At 57.4% G+C, this 8,674-nt stretch carries 11 protein-coding genes; all 11 read right to left on the reverse strand.

Going from position 1 to position 8,674, the window contains the following annotated elements:
- Nucleotides 1-907 (reverse strand): energy-coupling factor ABC transporter ATP-binding protein (locus tag K0A93_13205; GenBank protein ID MBW6513045.1); only part of this gene is annotated, 907 nt, incomplete at its 3' end.
- A gap of 9 nt (nucleotides 908-916) precedes the next feature.
- Nucleotides 917-1,852 (reverse strand): cobalt ECF transporter T component CbiQ, encoded by a 936-nt coding sequence (gene cbiQ, locus K0A93_13210; GenBank protein MBW6513046.1) that lies wholly within the window; start codon nucleotides 1,850-1,852, stop codon nucleotides 917-919.
- A complete protein-coding gene (gene cbiM, locus K0A93_13215) occupies nucleotides 1,849-2,478 on the reverse strand; it encodes a cobalt transporter CbiM (GenBank protein ID MBW6513047.1) in 630 nt (209 codons plus the stop codon). The genes cbiQ and cbiM overlap by 4 nt, the downstream gene beginning before the upstream one ends.
- Complete coding sequence (locus K0A93_13220; GenBank protein MBW6513048.1) at nucleotides 2,478-2,783, reverse strand: hypothetical protein; 306 nt, start codon at nucleotides 2,781-2,783, stop codon at nucleotides 2,478-2,480. Before K0A93_13220 ends, cbiM begins: the two co-directional genes overlap by 1 nt.
- Entirely contained in the window at nucleotides 2,780-3,097 is a 318-nt protein-coding gene (locus K0A93_13225) for a carboxypeptidase regulatory-like domain-containing protein (GenBank protein ID MBW6513049.1), read from the reverse strand. Before K0A93_13225 ends, K0A93_13220 begins: the two co-directional genes overlap by 4 nt.
- 44 nt (nucleotides 3,098-3,141) lie before the next feature.
- On the reverse strand, nucleotides 3,142-3,930 hold the full coding sequence (locus K0A93_13230) for a DUF4198 domain-containing protein (protein MBW6513050.1): 789 nt from the start codon (nucleotides 3,928-3,930) through the stop codon (nucleotides 3,142-3,144).
- A gap of 88 nt (nucleotides 3,931-4,018) precedes the next feature.
- Nucleotides 4,019-4,681, reverse strand: a complete 663-nt coding sequence (locus K0A93_13235; GenBank protein MBW6513051.1) for an alpha/beta hydrolase — start codon at nucleotides 4,679-4,681, stop codon at nucleotides 4,019-4,021.
- Nucleotides 4,682-4,702: 21 nt separating this feature from the next.
- Complete coding sequence (amrS, locus tag K0A93_13240; protein MBW6513052.1) at nucleotides 4,703-5,737, reverse strand: AmmeMemoRadiSam system radical SAM enzyme; 1,035 nt, start codon at nucleotides 5,735-5,737, stop codon at nucleotides 4,703-4,705.
- A gap of 130 nt (nucleotides 5,738-5,867) precedes the next feature.
- Nucleotides 5,868-6,779 (reverse strand): OmpA family protein, encoded by a 912-nt coding sequence (locus K0A93_13245; protein MBW6513053.1) that lies wholly within the window; start codon nucleotides 6,777-6,779, stop codon nucleotides 5,868-5,870.
- Between the two features lie 21 nt (nucleotides 6,780-6,800).
- A complete protein-coding gene (locus tag K0A93_13250) occupies nucleotides 6,801-7,487 on the reverse strand; it encodes a hypothetical protein (GenBank protein ID MBW6513054.1) in 687 nt (228 codons plus the stop codon).
- A 50-nt stretch (nucleotides 7,488-7,537) separates the two neighbouring features.
- The gene (locus K0A93_13255) at nucleotides 7,538-8,494 is read right to left on the reverse strand and encodes a GTPase-activating protein (GenBank protein ID MBW6513055.1); all 957 of its coding nucleotides are present in this window, start codon (nucleotides 8,492-8,494) and stop codon (nucleotides 7,538-7,540) included.
- Nucleotides 8,495-8,674 lie beyond the last annotated feature (180 nt).

Consider the following 8,674-nt stretch of genomic DNA (forward strand, 5'->3'; position numbering starts at 1 on the left):
ACGCGTGGGTGCCGTCAGGGTAATTATAGGTCAGGTCGCGCAGTTCGATCAGTGGTGCTGTGGCCACCGCCGGTGCTGCCGCGACGACCGGGGCAGTGCTGCCTCTGGTGCCGGGCAATGCGCTGTCTTTGCCGCGAAGATCGGACGGCGGCATGCGGCGATCGAAGCGAAAAGAGAAGTCGAGACCGTGCTCACGCAGGGCGTCGCGCTGGGCGACGAGCTCCTGCAAGGTGTAGTCGTGGTGGATCTGCCCCCGATCGAGGACCACGGCGCGCGGGCAGAGCTCGAAGAGGAAGAGCAGGTCGTGGCTGATGCAGATCAGGGTGCCGTGAAAATCCTTGAGCAGTTGCAGGAAAACCTCTTCCTGGCGAGGGTCGAGATTGGCGGTCGGTTCATCGAGGATCAGGACTTCGGGATCCATCGCCAGAACCGTGGCGAGAGCGGCCCGTTTTTTCTGGCCGTAGCTGAGCTGGTGCGGGGCCTTGAACATCAACTCGGCCAGCCCCACCTCATGGAGTACCCGGCGCACCTGGTGGTCGACAACCTGCCGATCCCTCCCCTGATTAAGCGGGCCGAAGGCGACGTCTTCATAGAGGGTATTGCAGAAGAGCTGGTCATCAGGGTCCTGAAAGAGCAGCCCGATACTCGGGCGCGGAGCGCTGTGGGGCTCTCCTTTCCAGTGCAGGCTGCCGTGGGAAGGGCGATGCAGCCCCGCCAGCAGACGTGCCAGGGTTGATTTCCCCGAACCGTTCTGGCCGACCAGGGCGATGCGATCTCCCGCGGCGATCTTCAGGTTGATCCGCTCCAGGGCCGGGTGGCCGTTCGGGTAATGATAGGCGACTTCGTCAAGATCGAAGAGCAGTTTGCCTGCTGGTTCCAGCGGGGTATGGCGGGCCAGATCGTGCATCATCCCCCCTTACAGAGCGCCGGTCGGCCACAGCCGATCAATGGCGAGCAGGGCCAGTCCGAGGAACAACCAGAGTGCGCTGATCAACCAGTCGGTCGCTCGCAGGGAGAATTCTTCACGGTCGGGGAAGGAGCCGTTGAAGCCGCGAGCGAGCATCGCAGCGTAGACCCGTTGGGTGCGTTCATAGCTGCGCACGAAGAGCATGCCGAGAAAATTTCCGGTGCTGCGGACGGTGTCGAGATCGGTGCGCTTGCAAAACCCCCGCACCTCCATTCCGGTCGCCATGCGGCGCGCCTCGTAAAGAAAGACAAAAATGTAGCGATGGGCAAGGAGAATCATCAACGTGATCTGGCGCGGGACGCCGAGGCGACTGAGTCCTTCGAGCGTTCGCGGCAGCGGTGCGGTCGCCAGCAACGGTTCCATCAGCAGGGCGACGGCGATCGCCTTGGCACTGACCAGCAGCGCCAGTTCCAGTCCGCGCAGGTTGAGAGTGAACCAGTCCTGCTGCCCGAAGATCAGTACGACGTCGGCGGGGCGGGTCACGGCGGTCAACGGCATGATCAGCAGAAACATGCTGAGAAAGCCGGTCATCGCCGCGACCCGGCGCAGGGCGTTGCGCCACGGCAGGCGCGCCAGCCAGATAGCGGCAAGACTGACCAGCAGGGCGGCGAGGGTCGGCCATAACGATGTCAGGGAAACGGTCAGCAGGGCAAACAGGAGCAGTGTGGCTATTTTGCAGCGCACGTCCCAACGATGCAGGCACGAATCGGCGCGACCGGTCGCATCGATTGCCGGGATCGACCAGTCGCGTTCCTCGCGATCACCGTTGGCATCGGTGGTGCGCAGTGCCCAGCGCAGCGCGCTCAGCGCCGCAATCGGGAAGATCAGGAGCAGCGGGAGCAGCGCTGAGGAAAGGTGGACAATCTGCGGGGTAACGGTCGTCATACATTCAGCTTTTGCGACGGGATGAAAGGCTGTTGTCGAAGCAGTTCCGGCTTGACTGTGTAGAGAAAAGAGACGACAAAGGCGCTGACCGTCCCTTCGATCAAAATGACGGGAAGATGGGCGACCAGCGCCAGTTTGGCCACGCCGAGAAAATCATCTCCGGCGCTGACCAGCAGCAGGGCGAGCAGCAGCGCCGAGCCGACGGTGCCAAGCCCTCCGGCCAGCGCCCCGGCGAGGATATGGCGCCGCCTGGTCGTGCCCCTCAAGTGGCGGAACAAGAAGCCACAACAGAGGGCGGGTATTCCCATCATCAAGGCGTTGGCACCGAGGGCAGTGAGTCCGCCGAACTGGAAGAGGAGACTCTGGAGGAGCAGCCCGAGGGCGATGGCGAGAAACGCGGCTGGGCCGAGGAGCGCTCCGACCAGACCGGGAATCAGCAGATGGACGCTGGTCGGGCCGAGCGGCACATGAACCAGTGAGGCGATAAAGAATGACGCGGTCAGGACCGCAACCTTCGGTAGCTCGTCGTTGCTGATGCGTCGGGCACTCCATCCCGCGAGCACCATACTCCCCGCATAGCAGCCCAGGATCATGCTGGTCGGTAACACCCCGTCAGAAATATGCATCAGCCTTTGTTTCGACTTTTAAGCCAGGCAACTCCACCGAAGATGCCGACGATCCAGCCGATTCCACCGACAATCGCTAGCGGGTCAAATTTATCCTCAGCCTCGCGCAGGGCCTTGACTTTCGCTTCGGCGCGGAAAATGTCATGGGAAAGTTTTTTGTTTTCATTGGTCAGGCGGGTGATCGTTTCGGTGCAGCGCTCCTGATTGGTGGCGGCAAAGGTTGGTCCGACGGAGAATGTCAGCAGCAGGCAGATGCCGGTCAGGGTGAGAGTGCGGGTGCGACGAAATTCAGTCAGCTTATTCATGGTTGCAGATCGCCCTTCTTTAAAATGATCCTATTTCTGTGCCCCATGCTGGCGTCGATAATAATCGTCAGGTCGGAACGTGTGGTTATTGTAAAGTTGAACAGGCCCTCATCATCAGTGCGACCGGTCAACAACTCATTGCCCTCGGCATCAAGGACGATAATCTGGCCTCTTTTGACCGGACGACCATCGGGAAAATAGGTTTCACAATAGACCGTTCCGGCCGCGACCCAGGCAAAGATGTTGACCTTATGAGCAAGCGCCGTGCCGCTTGAGAGCACGCATAAAAGAACGGTGCAGAGCAGATATTTCATCGGCTTCCTTCCCTCGTTACCATGCGTTCAATTCAAGGTCAAAATCAGTCAATATCACGCGCCTGCACCCAATAGACCGCGCCGATTTCAACCGCTTTTTCCACGCCATCGTGTTTAAGCGTCCAGTCCGCCTCGCTCAGTGCGGAAAATCCCCACCAACCGGCTTTGGGCAGGGCATAGTGGAAGATGCCGTTGCCATCTGCGGTGACGACTTGCGTCACGTAGGGGGCTGACGGCGGATGTATTGTTCCGCCTACCGCACGCTCATTTAAATATTCGACTTCGACGCTGGCATGCGGAGCCGGTTTTCCCTTGAGGAGCACTTGTCCGCTGAACAGGTTGCCGCTCCAGAGTCCGTAGGGGCGGGTCAACGGGACAATTTCGGTTTCAAGTCCGACCGGTTCGTTCCACCCCTGTTCCAGACCGAGGGCATGGACACAAACCTTGGTGTAGTGGACGATGAACAGATCCTCCGCCGCTTCCCAGTAGGGGGCGGGTTCGACGAAGAAGGTATGATCTCCGGGGCGCTGGATGGTGTAGTCTGCACTCCAGAAGTGAAAATCTTTCTGTTGCTCGGCGCCGCGCCCCCGGGTTGCTGACAAGGTTGGCAACAGGTCGTGCGACTGGCCGCGCACCAACACCCCGAAACGGCGCGGTTGCTCCATCTCCATGTAATGCCCTTCGGTCGGGTGGATAAACTTGACCTGCACGTTGAGGGTGCGGTTGTCACCGGCCATGACGATGTCGGTCGACGGCAGGGTCACGCCGAAGTGGGCAGCGGCGGCAGCCGGAATGAGAAGGAGTATCAACAGGGTTGCAAATCGTTTGGACATGAAACCTCCGCAGGGTGAAATTTGACGACATGATAAGGAGGCTGTGGCGGGATGTCAATCGTTTTGTGCTACGAATAAATTATTCGTGTTACTTGAGCTTTGTCTGTACGGTGCGCAGAAAGTCAGCCAACTGCCGGGGATGGGTAAAGGGGAGGCCATGCCCGGCATCGGGGATGATGGTGCAGTCGATGGGAGGGGGAGACAGCACCCGGTCCAGTGCTCCGTGAATGGCGAAGACCGGACAGTCGGGCGGAGCTGTTTCGCGGCAGGTGCGCAACATCCAGCTCCCCTGATCAATCAGCTGTCGCGGGGTGTCATAAAACATGGTCCGGGCGATAGCGAAATCTTCACGGGCGCCGCTGCCGAACATCCTGGCCATCGCTTTGTCGGAGGTCAGGACGCGACTGACCAGCGCAAACGGGAGCAGATGCAGCAGTCCGCCGAACAGGCGTCCGGCGGTGCCGAGTCCGCTTACTCCAAAGGTGCTGCCGATCAGCACCAGCCCGGCGACCGGCCGCTGGCGGGCAATCGTCGCTGCAACCAGTCCGCCGAACGAGGACCCGCCGATGATGTCGTGCGCGCCCACATCCAATTCGGCGGCGGTGCGACCGGCGTAGTCCCCCAGCACTTCACCGTCGAACGGGATCAGCAGCCGCGGCGTTGCTACGTCGATTCCGGTGGCGCGCAACGGTGCATACATGCGTTCATCGGCTGCCAGTCCGGGGAGGAGAATCAGGCGTGAATTGCTCATTGAGCCGACTCCGATCCGTGCTTAAAGTGACTCATCCAGATCATCCAGCCCGACCCCGTCGATCGTGGTTCCACAGTAGGCGCAGCATCCGCCGTGCAGATGAATGTTGTGCAGGGAAAAGCCATGACGCTCTATGACCACCCGATGGCATTGCGGACAGCAGGTGTTTTCTCCGGCATTGCCTGGAATATTGCCGGTGTAGACGTAATGCAGTCCAACCTCAAGACCGATATCCCTGACGCGGGTGAGGGTTTCGGGCGGGGTCGGCGGGGAATCGAGAAGTTTCCAGGTCGGGTAAAAGGCGGTGACGTGCCACGGTGTTTGCGGGCCGAGCTCGTCGTAAATAAACGTGGCCAGGTCGCGCAGTTCAGCAAGGTCGTCATTTTTACCGGGAATAATCAGGGTAGTGATTTCAAGCCAGATATCGTGTTTGCGGTATGCGCGCAGACTGTCGAGGACCTGGGAGAGTTTGGCGCCAACCACCTGATGATAAAATTTTTCCGAAAAACCTTTCAGGTCGATATTGGCAGCGTCTATAAACGGTGCAATTTCATCCAGGGCCGGGGCGCTGATATAGCCGTTGGTCACAAAAACATTTTTCAGTTGCGCTTTGCGGGCGAGGATTGCGGTGTCATGGGCGTACTCATAAAAAATGGTCGGTTCAGTATAGGTGTAAGAGATACTGAGACAGTCGGCTGAACGGGCCCGTCTGGCCACATCGACCGGGGGGAGGTACTCGCCGGGGATCTCGTCATGATCAATCGACCATTGGGAGATCTGGTGATTTTGGCAGTGCAGGCAACGGAAACTACAGCCGACAGTTGCAATCGAGTAACTGAGTGATCCGGGGTGAAAATGAAAAAGCGGTTTCTTTTCAACCGGATCGATGGCGTTGGCTACGCTGCGACCGTAAACCAGTGATTTCAGCTCGCCGGAAACATTTTCGCGGACGCGGCAGAGACCACGTTTACCGGGAGCAATCAGGCAGAAATGACGACAAAGCTGGCAGCGGACACGGTTGTTATCTTCCGCGTGCCAGAACCGGGCGACATGCATGGGAACCTCCGCGATAAGTGATGGCGTCGCCATCCTTCGAATTTTTGCGAGTGCATCATAAGTTAGGTTCCCATTATAACAAATTTTTCCACAGACTGGTGATCAGGCGTGCAAGTTGTTTGTCGTCCGCTTATTCGGCGTTAACGGTGGTCAGTTCAAGCGGGGCAAAGACAATTTGAATGCGGCGATTCTGGGCGCGCCCTTCAGCCGTAAGGTTGCTCGCCAGGGGGCGAAACTGACCGTAGCCGCTGGCGGCCAGACGGTTGCCGTCGATACCGATTTCATTTTGTAAAAAACGCACCACGTTGGTCGCCCGTGCCGCGGAGAGTTCCCAATTGTCGGCATACATTTTTTTCAGGCGTGGACTGATCGGCACGTTGTCGGTGTGCCCTTCAACAATAATCACTTTGTCTTCAATCGATTTAAGTACCCCGCCGAGACGTTTGATAACCTTTTCTCCGGCGGTGTTGAGCGTCGCCTGACCGGAATCAAAAAGAATTCGCTCGACCAGATTCAGGGTCAGTTTCCCCTGTAACTCTGAAATGGTGATTTCGCCACGGGTGATTTCTTCTTCCATCTTTGTTACCAGCGAATCATACGTTGCCTGTAACTCTTTGAGCCGATGTTCACGGGTGCGTTGGATCACTTCACTTTGGCGGACCAGTTCCTGTTTTTCTTTTTCGAGGGTTTCAATGCGCTGACGCAGTTCGGTCATGATCGCCCCGGTTTCCGCCCCGCGTGCCGACAGAACCTTTTCCAGCCGGTCTACATCAGCACGACTGCGCAGAATCTCCCGGCTCAGTTCTGACTGAATTTGCAGGGTGGCATCAAGACGGGTTTGCAGATCGGCATTTTTGGCAACCAGCTTTTCCTGTTGCGCGATAGCAAGGGTGTAGTCGCGCTCAAGACTGGTCAGCGAGGCTTCAACTTGCGCGGTTTTTACAACCTCAGCCTCGTAGGTTGCCTGGGCAACACAGCCGGACAGCAGTGCCGAACCGCCAAGGGCAATCAGTGTTATGATGAAAGAGAATGGATACATCATCAACCCTTCACTCCGTCAGGGTCAGCGCATCGCCCTGGCCAGATAAAGAAACGTCGCACCGACCGAAATACTTGCCGCCAGGTTACCCAGGTTGCTGACGATCAACGAAAGCTGGTAGCGGAACGGGTAGCTGTCCGCCAGGTTGACCAGGTCGTAAACTTCAAGATAGAGTTCCGACCCTTTCCAGAGAAAGATCGACGCGAAGACGACGATGAAAGCGACAAAGCCTTTCCCGATCGGCGTGTCTTTGATGTGCAGATAAATTTTGCGAATCAGGTCGATATTGATCAAGGATAAAAAGACCCAGTTCGTCAGGCCGACGATGCGGATAATGCGCAGCGTCGTGGCGGTCGGCGCGGGGTTGATCAGCAAAAAGGCCACCGATCCGGCAATGACCCCGAGAACGCCGAGATAGACAAAGGTTTTGCTCCCCTCAAACTCCAGGGTGCGGGAGAAAATATAATATTCCTGAAAGCCGTGACTCATCACCAAAATGGCGATGGTGCCGACAATATACCCCATGGCCTCCACGTGCGAAATGTCGGTTCCGGGTAAAAACGGCAGGGCGGAGGGGAGCACCTCGGCAAAGAGGACAAGAAAAAAACCTATCGAGATACTCGTCCAGACGCGGGCGTTACCGAGACTGAAGTAGAATGAAACCAGGCTGGCAATCAGCCAGAGCATGATCTGCATAATGTACCAATCCATGCACGATTCTCCTCAAGGGGGTCAATATTACCGCTATCAATTATCTGCAATTAGCTGTGCAGGAAGGGTTTAATGCCGCGTCGCATGTCGTTGACCATTCCTTTGACGGTGCTCGGACCGGCGACCAGCTTGGCCCCGATGGAGAGTTGCGAGAAAAAGTTCTCGAAATCATCTTCTTTAAAAACCAGCTTGCCGTTGACGGCTTTGGAAAACTCCTTTTCTACCAGCGACGCACCCACTTTACCGATGCGTTGCCCCGCCGTCTCTTTCAGCATGGTGAGCAGGCGTTCCTTGCGCTGCGCGGTCTGTTGCGTCGAGTTTTGCAGCTGTTCTTCCTGCGCCCTGCGGCGTTGTGCGGCGAGGGCGTCGCGGGTCTTGATCCACAACTCCGTCAAGTTTGCCGATTCCATCAGGTCGGTCAGTTCGTCCAGTGCCGCCTTGCTGGTGGACAGGACATCCACTTTGGCACCGGGGAGTCTCGCCACTGACATCGAGGTGTCGGCGCTCATCTCGATATCGGTCGAGCCGTCATGAAAGAACCCCAACGGATCGCCGTCACGATAAAAGATCAGCGCGGTGCGGTCAGCCGTATAGATGCGCAGACAACCGGTCATGCGCTCGGTCTTGACCTTGCTGAGTAATCCGCGGATATCGATAATGTTGAGGTCCTGAGCACGGTAGAGCATTTCGCCGTGCAACAGAGCATGGATACTCAGCGCCAGATCAGCCGAAAGTTTAAAGATATTAAGCGTCGCCCGCCCCTTAAGCGCTTGATTAAAGATGCGCGTCAGCGCGTCGTAAGCGACAACCTGGCGTCCTTCTTCCTTGAACAGTGAGCTGATCAGCTTGCCGTTGGCAAAGATAACGATCCCCGTGCCAACAGTGGCATCAAAACGCAGATATCCGGTGAAGTTACCGACATGCAGTTTGGCAAAAGCCTCCGGCAGGTTAATCTTTCCGGGGTTGAGATTTTCTTTAACCGGGTTGCCCCTGGGCAGTTGAAACATGAGTGGGTTCCTGATTGAATGGTTCAACGGGTTGAACGTCAGCGCAGAATAAACCAACTGTGCTGTCATTGTCAATTTCATGCGCAGCTGTTGCGCCTTTTTTGCGGCTGAGGCACAGCAAGAACAGAAGGTGGGAGAGCCGGGGGGGGGGGCCCCTTTGGCCCCCAGGCAAAAGGACTC

It is taken from the genome of Desulfuromonadaceae bacterium, assembly GCA_019429445.1.
In the GTDB taxonomy this organism is placed as follows: Bacteria; Desulfobacterota; Desulfuromonadia; order Desulfuromonadales; family JAHYIW01; genus JAHYIW01.

Excerpts from the sequence above, each read along its gene's own strand:
- cbiQ (MBW6513046.1), bottom strand. The coding sequence starts at position 1,852 with ATGACGACCGTTACCCCGCAGATTGTCCACCTTTCCTCAGCGCTGCTC.
- cbiM (MBW6513047.1), bottom strand. The coding sequence starts at position 2,478 with ATGCATATTTCTGACGGGGTGTTACCGACCAGCATGATCCTGGGCTGC.
- K0A93_13220 (MBW6513048.1), bottom strand. The coding sequence starts at position 2,783 with ATGAATAAGCTGACTGAATTTCGTCGCACCCGCACTCTCACCCTGACC.
- K0A93_13225 (MBW6513049.1), bottom strand. The coding sequence starts at position 3,097 with ATGAAATATCTGCTCTGCACCGTTCTTTTATGCGTGCTCTCAAGCGGC.
- K0A93_13230 (MBW6513050.1), bottom strand. The coding sequence starts at position 3,930 with ATGTCCAAACGATTTGCAACCCTGTTGATACTCCTTCTCATTCCGGCT.
- K0A93_13235 (MBW6513051.1), bottom strand. The coding sequence starts at position 4,681 with ATGAGCAATTCACGCCTGATTCTCCTCCCCGGACTGGCAGCCGATGAA.
- amrS (MBW6513052.1), bottom strand. The coding sequence starts at position 5,737 with ATGCATGTCGCCCGGTTCTGGCACGCGGAAGATAACAACCGTGTCCGC.
- K0A93_13245 (MBW6513053.1), bottom strand. The coding sequence starts at position 6,779 with ATGATGTATCCATTCTCTTTCATCATAACACTGATTGCCCTTGGCGGT.
- K0A93_13250 (MBW6513054.1), bottom strand. The coding sequence starts at position 7,487 with ATGGATTGGTACATTATGCAGATCATGCTCTGGCTGATTGCCAGCCTG.
- K0A93_13255 (MBW6513055.1), bottom strand. The coding sequence starts at position 8,494 with ATGTTTCAACTGCCCAGGGGCAACCCGGTTAAAGAAAATCTCAACCCC.